Source organism: Lactonifactor longoviformis (assembly GCF_042848515.1).
Taxonomy (GTDB): domain Bacteria; phylum Bacillota; class Clostridia; order Lachnospirales; family Lachnospiraceae; genus Lactonifactor; species Lactonifactor longoviformis.
Genome location: NZ_AP031453.1, coordinates 4,160,014 through 4,180,856 on the forward strand (window position 1 = coordinate 4,160,014; position 20,843 = coordinate 4,180,856).

Here is a 20,843-nt window from a genome sequence, read left to right on the forward strand (position 1 = left end):
ATATCAAAAAGGTTTTATATAATTCACCTTCTATGCCCATAATTATATAGTTGCCTATATAAAATTTACATACATCCGCAAAAAAACTCCCAGAAAGTTCATGTCTCTGAGAGTTTTTACAGGGGGACTACGGATGCATTCAATGTAATCTGGCAATCGCTCCCCTCATCCTTTACATGACAGTTCATTCAGCCGCCTGCATCCTGCGTTCGTCCAGCTCCTTCCGAATTGTGGGATAGATCTTATCAATTCCCATGAAAAGATACCAGATGACCAGGACAATCCCTGTAATCACCAGCGGCAGATACAAAAACAGCGCTTTGATGGCAAAGATTGCAGAATCCGGCTGGACTGCCGCCATCCCGTCATAATTTCCCGCTGCCAGTATCCATCCTAAAGCCGCGGTACCAAGCCCTGTGCCGATTTTCTGTCCAAAGCTGGTGACGCTGTAGGTAAGCCCTTCCTCACGGATTCCGTCTTTCCACTCACTGTAGTCTACCACATCCCCTACAATAGCGAACAAACAGGAATAAAGTGCCGCATGTCCAATCCCCTGAAGGACAAGCCCGCTGTAGATCATAGGCAGGTTCACCGGGCCGGCGATTTCCAGAATAAGTCCAACTGCGTAGAAACTAAACCCAATAAACAAGGCTTTGATCTTACCAAACCTCTTCGTAAACAGAGGGATCAGCATAATGGTCAGGATTGTCGGTATATAGTTGAATAAAGTCATGGTACTGTTGAGCATCTCATCGCCCAGAACATATTTTGCATAATAAATCCTTGCTCCGCCAGTCAGCCCCAGTGAGGTATAGATCACCGCAAACGCCAAGGTGATCAGAATAAAATATTTGTTTTTGCAGAGTGTCTTCACCGTTTTCACGGGATGTTTCTTTTCTTTTTGGGAAGCGGCTGGTTTCACCGGTTTGTACCGCTCCTTTGTACCCAGAAATGTGACAGCGAACATAGCCATTGCCACAACTGCATAGATCACACTCATATACGTCCAGCCTTTTTGTCCGTTTCCCAGCTTGTGTACCAGCGGGATTGTGATGACGTTGATGACAAGCTGTGCAATCATCGTAAACTCAAAACGGAACGTGTTCATGACATTTCTGTCATGCTGCTCCGTGGTCACCAGTGACAGCATGGTATTATAAGACAGGTTGGACGCAGTGAAGCAGACTGCCGCCAAAAAGATATATACCAGCAAGAGATACAGCGCCTTGCCGTCTGCACTCAGCTTTGGGACCGTGAAAATCATCACCAGGCTGATGACCAGCGGCGGCGCGCTCCACAGCACCCAGGGGCGGGCTTTTCCCCATCTGGTATTCGTCTTATCAATGATGATCCCCATGAAAAGGTCTGATACCCCGTCAAACAGCCGGGCGATCAGCATCAGTGTCCCCACTACCCCTGCTGCGATGCCTGCCACATCCGTGCAGTAAATCGTCAAAAAGGATGCTACTGTGGTCCACACAAGGTTCGCCCCGATATCACCTACGCCATAGCAGACTTTTTCTCTCACGGACACCCGGCTGCCTGTCCTTTCCTTTTTCGCTGATATCCTTTCCGATGCTCCGGTATTCAGGCCTACGGAAATATTTTCAACAGCTTCCATTCCTACATCCTCCTCGTTCTTTCATTTCTGCGATTACTATAGCAGAACCCATGCGGAAAAGGAGGAGAAATATTCCGCTAAAGGAGGAAAAATCCGAACTGTTATGTATTCATCCTCCTGTATTCATTGGGAAGCATGCCCACTTCCGCCCGGAAAACCTTGCTCATATATTTAGGGTCCGAAAAACCGGTCAGGGCCGCTATCTGGTTCAATTTCAGGTCCGTGTCCAGCAGAAGGCGTTTGGCTCTGTCTATTCTCAGCTTCCGGATGATCTCCGTAAAGGACTGCCCGGTTTCCTTTTTCAGCAGTTTTCCCAGATACTCCTCTGAGACACGGAGCCTCCTGGCTGTCTCCTCTAAATTAATCCCCTGGCTGTAAGATTCCCGGATCAGGGAAAGCGCCCGCTGTACCAGCAGTTCTGAGGAAGACTGTTCTTTTTGCTCCGGCCGGATCATGGAGAACAGTTCCAGCAGCACATCCATGATATCATCCCAGCGCACTGATTCCAGTATGGTCCGCATTACATTCTGCACCATCAGCTCCTCATCCTTCAGGGTACCGCATTCCTTTGCAGTATTGATGACTGCATAAGCAAATCTGAGGCAGACCTCCCGGATATCCTGGGGACGGTGGACTTCTAACAGGCAGGATTCCATGAACTGCTGAAAGCAGCGGATAAACTCTTGGGAATCCAGGCGCATGACCGCATGCCTGGCTCTATTCTCCAGTTCCGTTGGATAGGCAGACGGGCAGACCCTCACAGCGCTTATCTTATCACACTCGATCAAAACCCCGTCGCCCAGAATCAGGTTCCATCCGCCTGCATCCACCAGTTCCTCTTCTGCCCCGGCAAGGCCAGAGAAGCTGCCGCACACCTTCCACGTAAAAACACCATGGTTCCTTATCCTGGCGGAAAGGGCGGGTATCACGGAGCGCTTTATATACCTTATAAACTTTTTGCTGTCAGATATATGATAAAAACAGATAAAAAAGGCTTTCCGGCTGTCCCGCGCTGTCATACACAGCTCTGTTTCCTGCCTGTGGGAAGAGAATTCCCGGAAGAATTCTTCCACCCCGCCTTTATCTGTCTCATAATGTTTCCCTAACAATATATAGAGGCAGTACATGTGGTCCGTCATCGTGATCCCATAATTCTGTGAGAGAGCAGCCTCAAGGCCGGCATCCAGGGTAAGCCGCCCCTCAAGGGTCTCGGTAAGCAGCTGTTCCAGGGAAAGCGCCTGACGTCCCCGCGCCTCCACCATCAGCTCACTCTCGATTTTCTCCATGGTCTTGCGCAGCTCCTGAAGGTCTACCGGCTTCAGCAGATAGTTCTCAATCCCCAGGGAGATTGCTTCCTTTGCATATTTAAAATCCGAATAGGCTGTCAGGATCACCACTTTCACTTCAATGCCTTGCTCCCTGGCTTCCTTCAGCATCGAAAGGCCGTCCATGTCCGGCATCCGGATATCCAAAAAAATCAGGTCCGGGCGCTCCCGCTCCAGCAGTTTCAGCCCGTCCATCCCGTTTTCCGCGCTGTCCACTACATGATAGTCCGGGTTTATCTTATGCAGGACGCGTACAAGTCCTTCACGGATTGGTTTTTCATCTTCAATTACTGCGATCCGCATCTTCGTTTCCTCCCTGCAGCGGCACAAACAGATGTACCGCTGTTCCTGTATTCTGTGCACTCTCAAAATAGACAGCCGCCGCTTGCCCATAGTAGAGTTTCAGGCGCTTTCTCACATTAGAGATACCGAGATGATTCTTTCTCTCTGTCCCCGCGTTTAATTCCTCCAGTATCTCCGGCTGTATGGGATTCCCATTGTTTCGGATCCGGATATGGAGCTGTTCCCCTGCCCGTTCCATCCGGATTTCCAGTTTGTGGGGCTCCTTACTCCCGCGGAAGCCATATTTTACTGCATTCTCTACAAAGGGCTGCATCAGCATTTTGTGGATCTGGCAGGGCATAAGCGCTTCCTCCGCCTGGAATTCCAGCTCTATCTCTTCCCCCAGTTTTGCCTGATGCAGAAGGATATATTTTTCAAGCCAGGCACATTCGGCGCCAACCGTTGTAAGCTCCCCGGCGTCATTGATGGCATATCGCAGGATTCCCGCCAGGGCTACAAGCATACTGCTGATCTCATACTGTTCATTCTCTATGGCCTTCCAATTGATGGTATCCAGTATATTATAGAGAAAATGGGGGTCTATCTGTGCCTCCAGGGCAGATATCTCTGCATTTTTCTGCTCAATGGCGGAAGCCTTTACCTTCTCCACAGACAGTCTGGTGCGCTCCGCCATCTCATTGAAGCCCTCCGAGATCCGCTGGAGCTCACTGCTGTCGTTTTCATTCACCGGAAGGCTTAAGCAGAACTTTTCCTTTTCCAGATTGTCCATAGCATCTACGATTCCATTTACAGATGCCATCACAGGGCGTGTCACCCGGTACAGCAGGATGACAAGAACCAGGAGCATGGCGGCCGCCACAAGGACCCAGAAGATAAACTGTTCCCCGATTGCCCTCTGGTATGGCTTCATGGGCTGGCAAAGCAGAATGGTCCACCCGCTCCTCTTATTCTCTATGGTCTGGATACTGCTGCCTTTCTTCTCTAAAAACGCGGTCTTCTGCCCCCGGGCATCTTCCGCCCCGCCTTCTATAATGATTCCGTCTTCTGCAATATAAATCTCCGATTCACTTCCGGTCTCCATAGCCGAAGCAAGGGTGTCCATACTGATGGAGAGGATAACATATCCCAGTTCTTTATGGATGTCCCAATAGTCCACAATCCTGCGGGCGATGTGAAACATCTGTTTCTGCCCAGTATTACGCGGCTGTTCCCTGTCAGCAAAATAGGACAAAAGCCCTTCTGCATCCGGTGCCTGAATATCAGTGATCCATGTACTGTTCACAGAAGAAGAAGACAGCCTGTCATAAAAAATCCTTCTTCCATCCTTCAGCACAAGCTGGATACCCTCTGCCCCTTCATTTCTGTTACAGATATGGGAAAATTCCCTCCGCAGCGCATAGGCATCCGCCTCCATCACATCATGTTCGGATTCCGCTGTCAGTGCAAGATTTAAGAAGTCCTCATCTGTCGTGATGTCATACAGTAAGGTTTCATACTTATCCAGTGTCATATTCAGGCTCTGGTCTGCCTTCTGCAAATCTGCCTTTGCCCGCATATCCAGGTTCTCCATGGTGCTATGTCTAAGCCTTGTCTGGGAAATCAGGGCAAAGATTGCAATGGGGATGCAGGCGGCGGCGATAAAGGCGGGAATCAGCTTCTGCCTCAGATTCTTCCTCTTCTCCTTCATGGGGCCTCCTCCCGGATCTCTGCCAGCTTTCCGGCTGTTTTCTCCAGTATCTCCTGTGTCCTGCCATCCTCAAGGAGCACCTGCCCCAGGGTATCTGCCAGGGTCAGGGATATCCGGGGCCATACGGTACTGGTCTCCCTGAGCCTGGCATCCTGGTACATGCCGATAAAAGCCTGCTTAAGCGGTTCCTCTGGAAACTGCTGTTCCATGATATCCTGCCTGGGCGCCAAAAAACCGAAATCATCGATATAAGACTGCATCCGCTTGGGTTCTGATAGATATTGAAGGAACGCTGTGGCAGCTTCTTTGTGGGTGTTGTCTGCCACGGCAAGGATCTCCCCTCCGGCAACTGTCACCGAAGTCTCCCCGCAGGGTATTGGCGCAACCCCGAACTCCATCCCCGGCGCTTCCTCCTCAATACTGTCAATAGCCATGGATGAGTTGAACATCATGGCAATCTTTCCCTGGATAAACTGGTTCGTCAGATCCCCCATAGTCAGGGAGATGCTCTGCTTGCTCAGGCTTCCTTCCTGTTCCATGCCATCTAAAAAAGAAAATGCGCCCGCACTTGCCTCACTGTTGATGCTGTGCACATCGCCTCCCATAGACCACAGAAGGGGTAGGAACTCATACATACTTTCCTCCGTGGGCAATGCCGTGATGGCAAATCCGCTCACCCCTTCGCTGCTGGTCTTTTTGGCTGTTTCGCGGAATTCCTCCCAGTCCGTGGGAACCTGGCAGCCTGTTTTTTCAAGAAGCTCCTTATTATAAAACATCCCGGTGCAGTTTACGCCAAAGGGCTGACCGTATATTTTCCCATCCACGGTGCAGGCCGAAAGAGCCTGGGGCAGGTAATTCTCAAGCTCCGGTATCTGCCCAGTCAGTTCCGCAAAAGGCTGCATATGATGGAGAAACTGAAAATCTGAGGAGTCCACCAAAGCAATATCCGGCATATTCCCCTCGGCCATAGCCAGCGCCAGCTGCTTCTTAAAGTCTTCATCGGGAATGTAGCGGACTTTTATCTCTGCCTCTTTCTGGGATACATTGAAGTCATGCACCAGTTCTTCCAGATGCCGCTGGTTCTCAGGTATATCCCAGTAATGCCAAAGCACAAGCTGTTCCCGCTGGGGCTGCTTCTTTGCCTCTTCTCTCTGGCAGTTTGTAAAAGCCAGCATACAGGCCGCTGCCAGCAGACCTGTCATGATTGGTTTTAGGATGCTTCTCATCCGACTGCCTCCATTCTTATTTCAAAGTTAATCTCTTTCCTTACTTTTTCCTGCGTAAATATAAATTTCCTTCTGAAACAACATGCTTATTGCCCAAATAAAATCTACAATTGCACCAGCGATACCACCCAGCAAAAGCACTTTCCATAGTTTATATCCCAAAAACATCAGAGGCGCTATCTCAACAAATGCTGAAAACAGAAAACCGTTCAAAGCAATAAATAAACCCTGTATTTTACTGACTTTGATATCTTTCTTCGGATCAATTCCAGGAACAAAAACTGATTTCCTGAGCACTGCATCATATCCACACACACGGTATGCTAACCAGTGCCCAAATTCATGTACCCCTAATAAAATAAATGCAAGGAGTAAAAGCACTATAAAATCAAATGATAGAAATTTATCCATATAATCCTCTTTCTGATAGCTATGAGATGGTGTTTATACTTTGCTGGCATAATGGGCGGAGCAATCGCATAACCCGGAAGGAACGTTGCCCTCTGTGGCCTCTGCGATTGGACAGACACAATACTCTTTATTTTCATCAATCCGTATCCTCTTATCGTCCATTTCGACCACCCATCCCAGCGTTTACGTAAGGAATCTTATAAAGCCTTCGATATTCCCTATGTACGGTTCCAACTGTTGGTCCATGTGATTGACTTTATAGTGGAGTTGGGCGCAGCTCTTCAAGCAGGCCTGTCTCGTCTCCTCAGAACAGTTTTCCTGTATCCCCTCTAACAGGCATGCAGCCCACTGTGCATGGAAATTGTTGTTTTCCGTTCTTTATCCCATAATTGCTCCTCACTTTCATCGTGCTGTGTCTTTAGGTGTCAATATTTTCCGTTTATTATTCGCTTGTTGATATATGAATGCAATTAAAGTGATATATGGCAAGTTTTATAGATGAAAATCTGAATTAATACACTCTCTGTATGTCATGGCGTTCACAGGAGACAATAAACTTTTTCATCGTATTTTTTAAATAGTCCTCATCATCTGTATTTGCCTCTAGTTTTAACATTCTGTTCATCCCCAAATACAAAACCCCCATGATAGATTTGGCATCTACCAGTGTATTCCCGTGTCCCAGGTTCATATCAAAGGGGAGCATGGATGCCTTCCCCACAAACTCTCTCACTTCGTCTTGATCTTTGAGTGCTACATGTAGTGTGATCATATCAATCGCTCCTCTCATCCTTTGTATGGCCATTCCCTCAGTCCGCTGTGCTTTTCAACTTCAAAAAATATCCAGACAGTTTTTCCATTTCTGCCTGGATAAATGATTACTTATCTGCCTCTTCTGCGCTCTCCTCTTCCCCTTCTTCTGGTATCACCTCCCCTATATGGAAGATCTGTGCAGATTCCGGTGTGAGCAGTTCAACCCCTTTCTCTTCCAGTTCCAAGTCTTTCACATAATAATTTTTAGTTTCCGGGGAAAGTTTTGAAAGATCGATCTCAACTGGCTCCAGCAGATGTTCCGGGTCTGCCTTATAGTGCACTTCATTCAGTTCCTGGCTCACAAAACCCGGTACTGCTTCTTCATTTATAAGTCTGATCTGTACTGCGGTGGAAACCTTCTCGCCTGCTACCAGTGCCTGAAGATCAAGGGCCATGATCTGTTTTTTCGTGGGGTCATAGTCAATGTTTTTCACAATGGCATTGATCTTCTCGTCCTCTAAGGCTAACGTAACCTGGGCGCCTTCTTTGTTCTGCTTAATAAACTGCAGGGCATCTTTTTGGGGATACTGCAGCATAACCGTTTCCTTCAGCTCTCTGCCTGACAAGATACCTGTGGTGTATCCTTCACGCCTCAGCCGTTTTGCTTTAACCTCCGGATTTCTTTTTTCTGCTTGTAATGTAGTCATATCCAACGCCTCCTTGAATTGTGAAATGTAAGTAAGCTTAATAACAATAGGTTCCTGTGCAAAACAGGAGTATCCTGCTTTTCCGGTCTGCAGACAAAGGATCCCAGAGTCTTGCCCGCCCTTTGACTTACGAAAACCATCCTGCTTGTTTTAGTCAATCAGATCATTCTGGAATCTCGACAGGTGCTCATAGGGCAGGATCAGCCTGCCCCGGTACAGCCCGCAGCTGTCATTGATCAAGCTGTTATCCGCTGCCGAGAACATATTGACATCTATCCTGGACAGTTCCAGGTGCTGCAGCTGTACAACACGTTCGTATGCCTCATCAAAGTAGGGGCATTCCCCTACAGGGATCTTATCCCTTCTTGCCCGTTCATCCTGCTGGCGTTTTTCATATCCCAGATGGTTGGCCGGCCCTATTTCTGCAAAGTCATCCATCCCCTTTGTACGCAGCTGGACTTCAATATAGCAGCGTGCGCAATTGTCATAAAACGTGATATGCAGAGACTGATATCCATAGATGCTTGGATTGGCAATATAGTCTTTATAATAAGGGCTTACGGATTCCTTCAGATATGAGAACGCACTGCCCGCCGGGTTTCCGGAGACGATTGCCGTAAAGCCGCGTTCTTCCAGAAACTCAGGGAGCACATTAGCAACCTCATACAAATACCGGATTTCCTCCTTATCTATATCAGCGCCGTCTTTCAGATGGCATTTCGGCATAGAGATCACAATCCTGTAAGCAATCAGGTCCCGAAAACAGCCAAGCTTATCCTTCAGCTCCGGAAGGGGAGGATAGGTGCCATATTCATTATAGTAGTCTGAGATATACTCCACTACATAGCCATTAAACTTGGCCTCCGCCCGAATCAAAGACTTTATCCTTCCTTTGAACGCAAAAGCCAGATGGGGATACTCATTCGCCATAAACTTATAAAATTCCCTGAGGCGCTGCGATTGGGAGGTCAGAAAATCATTGTGCTCAAGAAGGTTTGCCATCTGGAGCAGAAAGTTAGAATGCATCAGGTCAACCGGATTATGCGACTGCCTTGCAGATTTTTTCAGATCCTCCATGTATTTATAGAGTATTTTAATGACCGTATCGCCAGAATATAAGTAACCGTTGAGTTTAATCATTCCCATTCACCTCTGCTGTAGATCAAAAAAGGGGCACAGCTTCCCTAATACTAAAAGCTGTGCCCCTTTGCACTATACTAAGTATAACCATTTGTAATAAAACTGTCAATTCCTCTTTGAGATTACTCTATAGGGAATGGCTAATTTCACCTATTTGATGAAGCAGTCTATTCCTTACAGTCAAAGAGACGGACACAGTTTAGCACTATGAGAAACAGTATGTAGAGCACGAATAGAACCAGTCCCCAGTTAATACACAAAGCTGCCACACTTCCAGTACAGATGCCTTCTGCTACTCTTTCTATAAAAGACCCTTTTCCATATTTTTCAGGTGCGTTCATTCTTATCATCCCCTTTGCATCCGTGAAGTTTTCCAGTGTCCTGCTCTCCGATCAAAAAAGCAACAGGATTTCCGCCCCATTTTCCCCAGGACAAGTGCAGCAACCTCTGGATCAGGACTCACGAACTCTACAAGCTGACGGTATAAATAGGGTTCTCCCTAAGGGGCATATGAGCTGAACAGACAGCGCTCCGGGAGCTCATTGATAGCAGTTTTTGTAGCAATCGAAACAAAGGCAACCGCCATAATGGTAAGCGCAGCCTGCATAATAAATGTTTTCGCATATGAAAATAATTCGCTCACTATATAGAAAACTGGCAGCAATAATGCTGACGCTGTAACAGGAAGCCCCTGATAGACAGAACGGCATCCACTTTCTTTTGACTGGCGTTCTTCCTCCATAACATTAAAATACGCCAGGCGAATCAGGTCGCAAAGTACATATAAGCAGCTTGACAGAAAAGCAAAATCACTTCTGCCTATGTAATAAAAGCCGGGAGAATACCGAAGCAGACCAAATCACTCAATGAATCAATCTGGATTCCATACCACTTTTCATTGATATCCCTTTGCCTTGTCGCGGCAACAGCACCATCAAACATATCGCAGACTCCGGCAATCATCAGACAAATAAATGCTAAGCTATACTGCCCTTCTGTTACATACACAATTCCTGTAAAGCCGAACAACATTCCCAAATAAGTCAAAATGACAGTATAATTGTAATATCCATTTAGCTTTTCTCTTATTTTCACCATACTTACCTCCTGCCCATATTTTGATGGTAAACTCCATCACTGCCCACATAGTCTAACTGCACATATTTTTCTGTTTCCTGCGCCATCTTCTTATTTCCCAAAGCAGAATTCACAAGCGTTCTGACAGCGGCATAAATAACCGCAAAAACCGGTACACCTATAATCATACCCGGCACTCCAAGTAATCCGCCAAACAAAGTAATGGCAAAAATTACCCAAAATCCGCTAAGCCCCGTAGAATCCCCCAATATCTTAGGTCCTAAAATATTTCCGTCAAACTGCTGTAGCACAAAAATAAATAGCACAAAATACAGGCAATTCAACGGGTGCATCGGATCTACCACAAAAACCAAAATGCCGCAGGGTATCGCTCCGATAAAAGGTCCAAAAAAAGGAATCACGTTAGTAACGCCGATTACTACGCTGACCAGGGCCGCATACGGTGTTCCTATGATTGAAGTCCCTGCAAAGCACAGAACGCCTATGATAAAGGAATCCAATATTTTTCCGCTCATAAATCCAATAAAGGTTTTATGCGTAAAACGGAAATTACGAATGACTGCACTGGCTGTATCTCTCTCAAAAACCGCATATGTAATTTTCTTTGCCTGTCCTGCAAAGCGCTCTTTACTGGCAAGGACATAGATAGATATCACAAAACCGACAATGAATTTCCAAAGCACATTCATCGTATTAAAAATGCCAAAGGAAAGCATTTTAATCAACGCACCGATTTTATCCAACGCAGTATCATTGAACCAGTTTTCCAATTCAGACGAACACTCCTGAAAAAGCTCGTTTGCATAGCCGCTGAATGATGGATTCTCTTTTATTAAGCTCTGCACCCATTCCACCAGATTCTCGATATAGGCATCTGCATTAGACGCAATATTTCGGATACTGGGAACAATTTGGGAAATCAGCATTGCAAAAATCAGATATACAACAGCCACTACAAAACAGCAGGTCAAAATAATACCAATGCCCCGAACAATCCTATTTCTTTTCGATGATTCCCTTATTTTTATTTTGTCTGCTAAAGGTGATAGGATGCGCTGTTCTGTAAAATTCAATACAGGGGTCAGCAGATACGCAATACCAAAGCCAAACAAAATCGGCATCAACAAACGGAGGAACTTTCCCATAGCTGCACCTAATGTGGAAGCATGGAAAATCAGATAGAAAAAACAAATGCTGCCCGCTATGACTGCAAAAGCGGTAACCCCCCATTTTAAGTATGAACTGTTCATAATCTTCTTCACATCATCACCCCTATCCATCAGGAAACCGCCGCCGCAAACACCAGGCTATACGCCAGAATGCACCACGGTTTTCCTAATGCAATAATTGTCGTAAATTTGCGTGTGGTCATTTTTGTAAGTCCGGTAAAATAGCAAAAGAAATCAAACAAAAACGCTATGATCGATCCCGCTGAAATTCCTATGTAATTGCACCAGAATCCGCCCGCCCAGCCAAACATAACCGCACCAACAACATCCCCAAAAAACCCGGAAGGACAGGCAATGCAACCTGCGCCGCCTGAATCACCGTTAAAACTATGGGATCTAGTATTCCATACCCTGCCTTACCTCCCTATTTTCGGAGTGTATAGTCCAAAAGAGACATACCGTAATAAGTTTTTATACGATTCTATATCTATGTCACTGCCATCGTTTGACAGTACGGCATATTTTTCATTACCCTCACTAAAGAAGTATCCCGTATCTACAATGCCGTTCGCCTCATAAAAACGCATTCGTCTTAACCTCTGGCTGGCATTTGCTGCGGTTGCGTCAGGATATTCTACATGCAGAACAATTTCTTTTTCGTTTGCAGTTTTCTTTATCAATTTAAGTATCTGACTGCCATAGCCTCTGGAACGTGCTTCTTTGCTGACGGCAAGGTAAAGAATAAAAACGTATTCCTTATTTTCCACGGTATAAAGCACGCCGCAGAAATCCTCATCATCAAGAACCGCACTAAATTTAATAAATTTCCGCTTCGCCAATAAGCCTAATATCCACATCGGCATTCGCTCCGTTTCTGGAAACGCTTCGGTCATAGTGCCACATACCTTTTTATAATTACCGTTCCTGCGAGATACAGGAATTATCCTTAATGCCATTTCACCATTCTCCTATATTGTTGCACTTCTGATTTAAGTTAAAATCATCCAAGAAATCTCCATTCGGCAAAGCGTGACTCCATCCATTCATCCGGAGCTTCCATATCAACTTCCTGCTCAAATTGTGTTGATGCACTAATACCGTAATGCCGCTCACTCCATCGCACGATAGAAATGCCGGCAAGAGAAATATCTATAGCCATAACTATACTTAAAACTGCACAGGCACAGTTCCAATATCCTCCTCTAAGTTTATTTAGCAAAGAGTTGATATGAGAATATAATTTGCAAAAGCCAAAAGCGGCAATCCCCCACGCAATAGAAAATCCAAGGCAAATTATCCCCTTATAGTTCAAAAAGCTGTTTTCATAGTTCCATGCACGCATTCCCAAACCGTATTTGAGCAGTAATCCGCAAAGCAATTCCAACACGGTTGCGGCAACTGTCATATATAGCACACGAATCCAGATATTCTTTTTTCTTAATTTGACTGCTCCCACATAAAATAGGACGGCTCCGGCTCCGTATAAAGCGTTAAAAGGCAGGCAAACAGAAATAACATGACTTTCCCACTGTCCTTTTGTAAACAGACAAAAAGTGCCTTCCATTATAACCCCAACAACGCTTCCTGCCAGAAACAGCCAGAACAATTTGCTGTAGATTATTAAAGAGCCTTTTTCTTTAAGGTAGTTTTTCTTTTGTTTTACCGTTTCTTTCTCCATATTACAATGTCCTTCTGTATAAATAGCACTCCAAATGAATGGTTTTGGCAAGTCTTAATTCGATATTACGTTCTGCAAACCGTTCAAACCCCCGCTGCTCATAGAACTGATAAGTACAGGCATTATCTGTAAACAGATAAATGACTTTACCTTTTTCCCGTTTTATCAATTCATTAAGCAGCACAGTACCAATGCCTTTTCGGTTTACGTTCGGATCAGCCGACAGAAAAATCAATTCACCGTCCGGCTTTTCCTTTTTCAGCAGTTCATGATGCATGGATTGATTTGCTTCATCATAGCAGCCGACTTCGCTGCCAGCAAAGGTATGCTGTAACCAATCAAAAACCTTTACATATATCTTTTGAAACACAGATGTGCGAACTGGCTTTTCATGATACATCTCCGCCAATAATAATCCCAAAAACTCCTCACCCTCATACGCCGCTATGATTTGGGTTGCCCTGTTTATTTCAAGGTACAGAAAGTATCTTCCATACAGCTTCAGCAGCGTTTTGCTTTTCATATACCAATCAAAGTGCATTCCTTTAATCGCAAATTGAATGGCTTTTTTATAATCTTTTTTATCAAGTGTTCTTATCTCCATTGCTATCCCTTTTTCATTTATTTTTCTATATCAATACTCATATCAGAATCATCCTCATAGAACTCCTGAATGAAATCATATCCCTCATTATACAGACAGGATTCAACCTTTGTCTGTCCAATCAGACTACAGACAAGCACTGCCGCAAGTATGCCTGAAAGAACAACTTTCGCCGACCTTGCGCTTAAGATTTTTTTCTTTTGATACCAATTTGCCGTGAAAGCCGAAAAAACCGTAAAAACTGCTGCAAGTATTGTCATTGGAACAAAACCAAGACCATCCTCCGGCAAAAGGACGGACAGCAGAATCCCCGTGCTTCCTATCAATGTCCATTGAATACAATAAACCGTGTTGATGTTTGCGCTCATATTCCGCAAGGCTCTTATAGGCACCCCCTCTTTCAATCGGGAGAGCAGGAAACAAAAACCGAATATACCGATAACCAACAAGAGAACTGCCGCTGTGTCTAATGAACCTAAAAAGTAGTAGTAGCCGTTCTTTCCGTACATTCCAAAATGAAAAATATATGCGGATATTACATAGCCAAGCCCTAATCCCCCGCAAATCGGAGATACCCTTTTGTAAAATGCCTTTTTATCCGAGCAGCGGCGCAGCAATTTCCCAAAAAAGTATCCGAAAACAGGGAAGATAATCCAGTTCAGGAACGGAAAATAGGTTTCCGCCTCATCATTTCCCCATATATATCCAAGAAACTGATCGGCATAAAGAAATCCCGTTGACATTCCTTTCAGAAGCATACCGCAAAGTGATGAGAGAACCGCTATGACAGCAAGCGTTTTGTCTGACCAGCCAAATTTCTTTGCCAATGCGAAAAAGAGAAACGCAAGCCCTGCAAATTCCAGAATGTCTACGCCGAACAGGAAAGGGAAAGTGTATAGGAACAACGTCTCACCGGTTGCCGCATATCCTATAAACAATGGGATTACATAGCGGAATACATTCAATATAAGTCCTGTGAACAGAAGTCCCGCCCCACGCTTTGCTAAATCCTTCGCTGCTGTCTTTTTCGCATAGCGCATGCCAATGCCCATGCACTCCATAAATACCGGTGCGGCAAAGGGACCTCCGAGGATTTCAACAATCGCATTGCCGATTCCCTGCTCGTTTCCGAAAGTCTCCGCAGTATGCACCCACACCATAAAAAGGATTGCAAACCCTTTCGCAATATCCAATTCAACCTGTCGTCCGGTATTTACTTCTTTTTCCCCGAATATGCCGGTATCAAAAGCTCTTGGCCTCATTCTTTTTAATCTTTTTTCTGTCATGCGATCATCTCCGTTTTAGCCAGCCTTTGCCGCAAACTGGCTGTTATAAAGGTCAGCATAGAAGCCGCCCAGCTCCATCAATTCCTTATGGCTTCCCTGTTCGATAATTGTGCCCTGGTCCATCACAAGGATACAGTCCGCATCACGGATGGTAGACAGCCGGTGGGCGATGACAAAGCTGGTACGGCCTTTCATCAGTGCGTCCATCGCCTTTTGGATCTCCAGTTCCGTGCGGGTATCGACGCTGGAGGTAGCTTCATCCAAAATCAAAATAGCCGGATCCGCCAGAATCGCCCTCGCAATGGTAAGAAGCTGCCGCTGGCCCTGGGAAAGACTTGTGATCTCATCACTTAAAACCGTATCATACCCCTGCGGCATGGTGCGTATGAAATGGTCTGCTCTTGCCGCTTTTGCCGCTGCATAAACTTCCCCGTCTGTGGCATTTTCGCGGCTATATACAATATTTTCCCGGATGCTGCCCCCAAACAGCCAGCTGTCCTGCAATACTATCCCCATCAAAGAGCGCAGCTCATCCCGCTTCATATCCGCTATATCCACACCATCAATAAAAATGTGGCCGCCCTGCAGCTCGTAAAAACGCATCAGAAGATTGACAAGTGTTGTTTTGCCCGCCCCGGTTGGACCGACAATAGCAACCTTACTTCCAGCCTTGACATCAATGGAAATATCCTGCATCAGAATACGCCCGTCGCTATAACCGAAACGGACATGCTCAAAACGCACATCTCCTTTCGGCAGTCCCAACCGCCGGGGAGCCGCAGCGTCAGGAATTTCCTCCTCCTCGTCCAGCAGTTCAAATACCCGCTCCGCAGCCGCAACCGCACCCTGCAGCGTGTTCAGCGTATAGGAAACCTGCGTGACCGGCTCTGTCACCTGGTTGACATATTGAATAAATGCCTGAATATCCCCAATGGAGATACGGCCATTCATCACGGAAATTGCACCGCGAATGGCAATAACCACGTAACCAAGCCTGCCCACCAGACGAATTATCGGGCTGATGGCATAGTTCAAAAACATTGCTTTTGAACTTGCATGATATAAATCCTCATTCAGCTTTTCGGTGTTCTCTATGGTCTGTTTTTCCAAATTGAACGCCTTGATCACGGTGTTTCCCGTAAAGGATTCCTCAATACTGCCGTTCAGCCTGCCCAGGCACTCCTGATTCGCTGCAAAGCTGCGCTCCGTTTTGGAAGCCACCAGCACCGCAATCACCATACTCAAAACGATTGTTCCGGCAGCAATTAGGGTCAGAACCGGACTGATCCACAGCATCATGCCAAAAGCGCCAACAACATCCACCACAGAGGCAAAAAGCTGGGTCAGACTGTCCTGAAGGGTATCGGCAATTTTTTCGATATCGCTCGTCACGCGGCTTAAAATCTCCCCCTTTTTGTGGCGGTCAAAGTAACGAAGGGGGAGCCTGTTCATCTTCCCGCTGATTTCCTTGCGCAAGTCCAGAGAAAGCGTCTGTGATACGCCCGCCATCGTGTTCTGCTGAATATAGCTGAACAATGAGTCCAACAGATACAGCCCCAGCAGCACGAAAAGAATGGCTCCCATCGTCTCAAAATTAACGGCAAAGGTTCCGCCCGTTTCCGCGGCAGTCCGGATTCCGCCCCAAAGCTGGTCGATTGCCGCCCCTATAACCTTGGGCGACATAAGCATAAGGACAGAACTAATAACGATGCTGGCCAGCACAAGCAACAATTTCCATTTCTGCTGTGCCAGCCGTTTCACTAACCGGAAAGCGGTCTTTTTCGAATCCTTTGCTTTTTCCACGCTGTATTCGCCGCCAAAATCATCCGGCTGCACTTCATGCATTTCGTCCTTATCAATCACGACAGTTCCTCCTCACTAAGCTGAGATTTGGCAATCTGCTGATATACCGCACAGTTTGCCAGCAGCTCCTTATGTGTGCCGGTTCCGTCCACACGGCCTTCATCCAGCACAATAATCTGTTCCGCATCCATAATGGTGCTGATCCGTTGTGCCACAAGAATCGCCACGGCATCCTTTACTTCACCTTTTAATGCCATGCGGAGCTTTGCATCGGTCTTAAAGTCCAGGGCAGAAAAACTATCATCAAAAACATAAATCTCCGGCTTTCTCACCAGCGCTCTCGCAATAGACAAGCGCTGTTTCTGACCACCGGAGAAATTGCCGCCGCCCTGGGATACCCTTGTTTCGTACCCCTCATCCAGACTGTCTATAAAATCACTGATTTGTGCAATATCCGCAGCATGACGGATTTCTGTTAAAGTTACATCCTTTTTCCCATGACGGAAATTATCAAGAATCGTACCGCTGAATAAAAAGCTTTTTTGCGGAACGAAGCCTATACGCTCCCGCAGGTTTTCTTCCGACATAGAGGCAATATTTTCTCCATCTATCCGGATTTCCCCGCTTTGAATATCATAAAAACGTGGAATCAGGCTTGCTATGGTAGATTTACCCGAACCCGTGCCGCCAATAATCGCCGTAGTCTTTCCAATATCCGCAGTGAAGCTTAAATTGTTCAATACAGGTTCCTCCGCCCCCTGATACTGAAAAGTCACATTGCAAAATTCCAGCTTCGGCGCTTTTACCACAGCTCTACAATCATCCGGGGTGTCTGCCCCGGACCTATCAGAACATAGATCCAGCACTTCATTGACACGGCCGGCACAAGTCTGCGCTCTTGGAAAAATCATAATAACCATGATTCCCATAACCAAATACATCAATATCAGAAACGCATACTCAATCAGCGCCATAATGTCGCCAATTTCCATCTGCCCGTTTGCCACATTCTGCCCGCCCAGTGCAATAATCAGGATCGTGCATACATTCATAATCACCATAATAACCGGCAGCAGTACAGCAAAAATCTTGTTAACACGAATCGCTGTGAAAGCATATTCCTCATAGGTTTTGTCTGTCCGCTTCTGCTCAAATTCCGAGCGGTTAAAGGCACGGATGACACGGATTCCGGCCAGATTTTCACGGAGGACACGGTTGATTCTATCCAGCATAACCTGCAGCCCCGCAAAAAGTTTCATTGCCTTAGAACCGATCCACACGGTCAGAATACATATAACCACCATAGCTGCCGCAATCAACAGCGCCAGCGCAGGACTTTTGGAAAATGCAAGAAGCAGTCCGGCAACTGCCATGATGGGCGCAGGTAAAAGCATCTCTATTGCCGCCATATACCCCTGCTGGATCTGCGTGATGTCGTTGGTACAGCGGGTAATCATAGAATCCGGACCAAAGCGGTTGAATTCGTTAATGGTAAGGCTCTGCGACTTTTTGAACAGCGCACTCCGGATGTCACGCCCCATGCCGGTAAAAACCGAAGTAGACAGATAGGTCTGCAAAATAGAAACCCCTGCAATCAGAACGGCAATCAGCAGCATAAATCCGCCAATACCCCAGACAAGTTTCAGATTCCCGTTTATAATTCCCTTGTTCACGATATCCGCTGTCAATGTTGGAACATACAACGTTCCAAGCATTTGCAGAAACATCAAAACCAGCATGATTCTGACCCGCCCCTTATAGGGTGATAAGAATCTCAAAAGTTTTATCATAGGGGATTCCTTTCTATCTTCCCAATCGACTCCTTAAGTGCATTTGCGTACTTCTGCAGGATTGGGAGCAGGATATCCTGTTCCTCAGCGGAGAGCATTCCAAGGGCTTCCTCTTCAGCAGTAATCAAAGGAATCATAATACTATCCACCAGCTTCTTTCCCGCCGCCGTCAAATGGATATATTTGTTCTTCTTGTTACCCGCTTTGCAAATCAGTTCAATCAGTCCCCGCTTCTCCATGTTCTTAATGGTGGTATGGATGGTCTGCAAACTGTAAGACCACTCCCGGCAGATATCGCTCTGTAAATACTCTCCATCATGCTCGCTCAACGCATACAGAATGGAAAGTTCCGTATCAGTAATCCCAAAAGAACTTGCATACTGATAGTAAATATCATCAATAAATTCACAGACCTGATTAATCGCTTCCTGTTTTTCACTTATCATTTTGCTCATAGTGTTTTCCTCCCAAAATAGAAATACTCCGAAATCGTAGTTTTTATTTTACTACGGTTTCGGAGTATTTACAAGTGGGTAAATAGAATTTATACAAAAAGTTCAATCTGTTTTATAAAAAGCTATCCTCTTTTATCTGTTATCATCAATCTTTTGAGGATTATATATTTTAGTTACCACCGTAGCAAGTCACTTTGCCCCTCAGCCTCCAACGATGGATTTCTGCATCGAGAGATTTATAGGGGAATACCGCCCAGGGTTGAGTACACGCTCAGCGAAATGGGGAACAGCTTTGTTACCATTCTGAACCTTATGATGGAATGGAGTGAAGCCAATGTATGTCCGGATGGCTACCACAATCCTTACCTCCATAATCCATAAAACATCCGCATTTCTTTTTCTAAATGATTCCATTCATAGAAAATACAATCAGAATACAGTTCCAGAATATGATATTGGACAATCACTTTTTAACGAAATCACGAATTTTGTCCTCTACATCCCCGATTTCATCCGCATATATCGCCAGCGTCACCGTTTTCCCGGCAGCAACACTAAGTACGCCTAGTATTGATTTAGCATCCACTATATAGTGGCCGTAAATCATATCAATATTTACACTGCAGGTTGACAGTTTTGAGACTAACTCAACTGCCTCCTTTTCATTTTTTAGATTAATATCTATTTTTATCATTGGATTCTCCTTATTCATTTTGAGTTTACTATGGCTACTTTTTAAATTGCACTACGCACTGGCTTTTATATTCTTTTCCTTTTTTGCTAATCATGGTATACTAACTGCATTAGAACATAAATTCTGGGAAGAGGTACAGTTATGGCTACAAAACACTACGATGAATGTTATTTTGTAAACTATGATTCCTATGAGGATTTAAGCTTTTATGAGGTCGGATGTCAAAAATGTCCGCCAGGATATAGCTTTGGACCTATCATACGAAATAATTTTGTGCTTCACTATATATTAAACGGAGCCGGTACTCTGTTTCTGGATAACAAAGTATATGCTGTATCCAGCAAACAGATTTTTGTCCTCCCCCCGAATCTCTTAGCCTATTATGAAGGAGACCATGATAACCCCTGGAATTATATTTGGATACATTTTAATGGAAGAAAAGCCTTGGAACTGCTCCATAAAGCAGGGATATCTAATGAATCCCCTGTTTTTATTCCTACGTCTCCCTCCACGGAACTGGAGGATTGTATGGTTGAAATCCTGCGTCATAATAATGAAGAATATATATGTATCGGTAACTTATACCGCCTATTCCAATACATGATAAATACCACATCAAACAGGCCGGCTGTCGAAGAAAAAGATAAATCGCTAACCTATATTAAGGATGTGATCAATTTTATAACCAAAAAATATTCTGAACCGATTAAGGTACAGGATATTGCTGATTTCTGTGGTCTTGACCGCTCCTACCTCAGCAAGCTTTTTAAACATGCCACCAATTATACCCCGCAGGAATACCTGATTTTTTTCCGTATGAGAAAAGCGACACAGCTGCTTAAGGATCCAAATATTCCGATTCAGAATATTGCATATTCAGTTGGGTATAATGACCCCTTTGCGTTTTCTAAGATATTCAAAAAGGAGATAGGGGTATCACCGACCCAATATCGCGAACTGAATTCTGCTAACTGACGTTTATTCAGCACCAACAGAATCACCTGGCTTCAGAGAAGCCTATGAAAACCCCTTCCCCGTCCATAACTGCTATATATAATTACTTTAGCTGTTCGGCTTTCAGCAAGATTACTGA

The 20,843-nt window shown here is 45.4% G+C and carries 23 protein-coding genes; 2 read left to right on the top strand and 21 right to left on the bottom strand.

The window, feature by feature from the left end; translation table 11 throughout:
- Positions 1 to 184 precede the first annotated feature (184 nt).
- From ACGHCT_RS18995 to ACGHCT_RS19090, 20 genes are all read right to left on the bottom strand, one after another.
- Positions 185 to 1,621 (bottom strand): MFS transporter, encoded by a 1,437-nt coding sequence (locus tag ACGHCT_RS18995; RefSeq protein ID WP_084067851.1) that lies wholly within the window; start codon positions 1,619 to 1,621, stop codon positions 185 to 187.
- Positions 1,622 to 1,722: 101 nt separating this feature from the next.
- Entirely contained in the window at positions 1,723 to 3,249 is a 1,527-nt protein-coding gene (locus ACGHCT_RS19000) for a response regulator (protein ID WP_072851529.1), read from the bottom strand.
- Entirely contained in the window at positions 3,230 to 4,936 is a 1,707-nt protein-coding gene (locus tag ACGHCT_RS19005; RefSeq protein WP_072851526.1) for a sensor histidine kinase, read from the bottom strand. Before ACGHCT_RS19005 ends, ACGHCT_RS19000 begins: the two co-directional genes overlap by 20 nt.
- Positions 4,933 to 6,162: an ABC transporter substrate-binding protein gene (locus ACGHCT_RS19010; RefSeq protein ID WP_242946760.1), complete on the bottom strand. Its 1,230-nt coding sequence runs from the start codon at positions 6,160 to 6,162 to the stop codon at positions 4,933 to 4,935. Before ACGHCT_RS19010 ends, ACGHCT_RS19005 begins: the two co-directional genes overlap by 4 nt.
- A gap of 27 nt (positions 6,163 to 6,189) precedes the next feature.
- The gene (locus ACGHCT_RS19015; RefSeq protein WP_072851523.1) at positions 6,190 to 6,573 is read right to left on the bottom strand and encodes a hypothetical protein; all 384 of its coding nucleotides are present in this window, start codon (positions 6,571 to 6,573) and stop codon (positions 6,190 to 6,192) included.
- Between the two features lie 33 nt (positions 6,574 to 6,606).
- Positions 6,607 to 6,735 carry a hypothetical protein gene (locus ACGHCT_RS19020; RefSeq protein ID WP_278320858.1) on the bottom strand — a complete coding sequence of 43 codons (129 nt, stop codon included), beginning with the start codon at positions 6,733 to 6,735 and terminating at the stop codon, positions 6,607 to 6,609.
- A gap of 349 nt (positions 6,736 to 7,084) precedes the next feature.
- Positions 7,085 to 7,345 (bottom strand): HPr family phosphocarrier protein, encoded by a 261-nt coding sequence (locus tag ACGHCT_RS19025; RefSeq protein ID WP_072851520.1) that lies wholly within the window; start codon positions 7,343 to 7,345, stop codon positions 7,085 to 7,087.
- Positions 7,346 to 7,451: 106 nt separating this feature from the next.
- Positions 7,452 to 8,033: a 50S ribosomal protein L25 gene (locus tag ACGHCT_RS19030; RefSeq protein ID WP_072851517.1), complete on the bottom strand. Its 582-nt coding sequence runs from the start codon at positions 8,031 to 8,033 to the stop codon at positions 7,452 to 7,454.
- Positions 8,034 to 8,183: 150 nt separating this feature from the next.
- A complete protein-coding gene (locus tag ACGHCT_RS19035; RefSeq protein WP_072851764.1) occupies positions 8,184 to 9,173 on the bottom strand; it encodes a guanosine polyphosphate pyrophosphohydrolase in 990 nt (329 codons plus the stop codon).
- A 167-nt stretch (positions 9,174 to 9,340) separates the two neighbouring features.
- On the bottom strand, positions 9,341 to 9,514 hold the full coding sequence (locus ACGHCT_RS19040) for a hypothetical protein (RefSeq protein WP_158640998.1): 174 nt from the start codon (positions 9,512 to 9,514) through the stop codon (positions 9,341 to 9,343).
- A 158-nt stretch (positions 9,515 to 9,672) separates the two neighbouring features.
- Complete coding sequence (locus ACGHCT_RS19045; protein WP_084067848.1) at positions 9,673 to 9,915, bottom strand: hypothetical protein; 243 nt, start codon at positions 9,913 to 9,915, stop codon at positions 9,673 to 9,675.
- A gap of 77 nt (positions 9,916 to 9,992) precedes the next feature.
- Positions 9,993 to 10,271 (bottom strand): phosphatidylcholine/phosphatidylserine synthase, encoded by a 279-nt coding sequence (locus tag ACGHCT_RS19050; RefSeq protein WP_084067847.1) that lies wholly within the window; start codon positions 10,269 to 10,271, stop codon positions 9,993 to 9,995.
- A gap of 2 nt (positions 10,272 to 10,273) precedes the next feature.
- Positions 10,274 to 11,551, bottom strand: coding sequence for an AI-2E family transporter (locus tag ACGHCT_RS19055; protein ID WP_084067845.1), 1,278 nt, complete (start codon positions 11,549 to 11,551; stop codon positions 10,274 to 10,276).
- Positions 11,552 to 11,856: 305 nt separating this feature from the next.
- Positions 11,857 to 12,396 carry a GNAT family N-acetyltransferase gene (locus ACGHCT_RS19060; RefSeq protein WP_072851513.1) on the bottom strand — a complete coding sequence of 180 codons (540 nt, stop codon included), beginning with the start codon at positions 12,394 to 12,396 and terminating at the stop codon, positions 11,857 to 11,859.
- A 44-nt stretch (positions 12,397 to 12,440) separates the two neighbouring features.
- Positions 12,441 to 13,118, bottom strand: a complete 678-nt coding sequence (locus ACGHCT_RS19065; RefSeq protein ID WP_072851511.1) for a putative ABC transporter permease — start codon at positions 13,116 to 13,118, stop codon at positions 12,441 to 12,443.
- Position 13,119: 1 nt separating this feature from the next.
- Entirely contained in the window at positions 13,120 to 13,722 is a 603-nt protein-coding gene (locus ACGHCT_RS19070; RefSeq protein ID WP_084067844.1) for a GNAT family N-acetyltransferase, read from the bottom strand.
- Between the two features lie 17 nt (positions 13,723 to 13,739).
- A complete protein-coding gene (locus tag ACGHCT_RS19075; protein ID WP_072851506.1) occupies positions 13,740 to 15,008 on the bottom strand; it encodes an acyltransferase in 1,269 nt (422 codons plus the stop codon).
- A 15-nt stretch (positions 15,009 to 15,023) separates the two neighbouring features.
- A complete protein-coding gene (locus tag ACGHCT_RS19080; protein ID WP_341443417.1) occupies positions 15,024 to 16,871 on the bottom strand; it encodes an ABC transporter ATP-binding protein in 1,848 nt (615 codons plus the stop codon).
- Positions 16,868 to 18,601, bottom strand: a complete 1,734-nt coding sequence (locus ACGHCT_RS19085; RefSeq protein ID WP_072851504.1) for an ABC transporter ATP-binding protein — start codon at positions 18,599 to 18,601, stop codon at positions 16,868 to 16,870. Before ACGHCT_RS19085 ends, ACGHCT_RS19080 begins: the two co-directional genes overlap by 4 nt.
- Positions 18,598 to 19,056 carry a MarR family winged helix-turn-helix transcriptional regulator gene (locus ACGHCT_RS19090; protein ID WP_072851502.1) on the bottom strand — a complete coding sequence of 153 codons (459 nt, stop codon included), beginning with the start codon at positions 19,054 to 19,056 and terminating at the stop codon, positions 18,598 to 18,600. The genes ACGHCT_RS19085 and ACGHCT_RS19090 overlap by 4 nt, the downstream gene beginning before the upstream one ends.
- 153 nt (positions 19,057 to 19,209) lie before the next feature.
- On the opposite strand from ACGHCT_RS19090, the gene ACGHCT_RS19095 reads away from it, so the two are divergent.
- On the top strand, positions 19,210 to 19,437 hold the full coding sequence (locus tag ACGHCT_RS19095; RefSeq protein WP_341443416.1) for a winged helix-turn-helix transcriptional regulator: 228 nt from the start codon (positions 19,210 to 19,212) through the stop codon (positions 19,435 to 19,437).
- Positions 19,438 to 19,519: 82 nt separating this feature from the next.
- On the opposite strand, the gene ACGHCT_RS19100 is transcribed toward ACGHCT_RS19095, so the two are convergent.
- The gene (locus tag ACGHCT_RS19100) at positions 19,520 to 19,750 is read right to left on the bottom strand and encodes an HPr family phosphocarrier protein (protein WP_242946759.1); all 231 of its coding nucleotides are present in this window, start codon (positions 19,748 to 19,750) and stop codon (positions 19,520 to 19,522) included.
- 141 nt (positions 19,751 to 19,891) lie between these two features.
- Between ACGHCT_RS19100 and ACGHCT_RS19105 the strand changes: the two genes are divergently transcribed.
- Positions 19,892 to 20,725, top strand: a complete 834-nt coding sequence (locus ACGHCT_RS19105) for an AraC family transcriptional regulator (RefSeq protein ID WP_072851499.1) — start codon at positions 19,892 to 19,894, stop codon at positions 20,723 to 20,725.
- The last annotated feature ends 118 nt before the right edge of the window (positions 20,726 to 20,843 follow it).